At 42.5% G+C, this 565-nt stretch carries 1 pseudogene; it reads right to left on the bottom strand.

Going from position 1 to position 565, the window contains the following annotated elements:
- Positions 1-565 (bottom strand): annotated as a pseudogene (locus R7Q46_RS29170) (dentin sialophosphoprotein); the annotation flags it as partial.

Below are 565 nucleotides of genomic sequence, written 5' to 3' on the forward strand. Positions count from 1 at the left end.
GTGAATTTGAACCAGCATTCTGACCAACGGTAGTAATACCAGCAGCACCACCAAGACCACCAAGGGTGTTAATGTTTTCAACTCGAACTCGAGTATCATCCGCGTTAGTTGCATAAATAACTGATGCACCTGTAACACCACCCATTAGGCTTGAGCTCGCAACAACCATATCTGTATCCATATGGACTTGATTGAAGCTATCAACATTTGTTGAGCTCGAGTCACTTTGATAGTTACTATTGTCGTTAAAGCTGTTCGAGTTTGTTGTGCTTGAATCAGCGTAGCTACGGTTATCACTCTGGTTACGGTTGTCGCTTTGATTACGATTATCGCTGTTATCATTAAAGCTACCGTTGACGCTAGAGTCACTGTTGTCGTTGTGGCTTCTATTTGTGTTAGTACTTGAATCACTACTATCACTATTTAGGCTCACATCAAGATCAGCACTGGTACTGTTGTCGTTAGCGTTAGACGTACTATTGTCGTTGTGGCTTTGAGCTGTGTTAGTGCTCGAGTTTGAGTTGTCGCTGTTGTTATTAAAGCTGTCATCAACACCAAGAGTTGC

The organism is Vibrio sp. 811 (assembly GCF_033339195.1).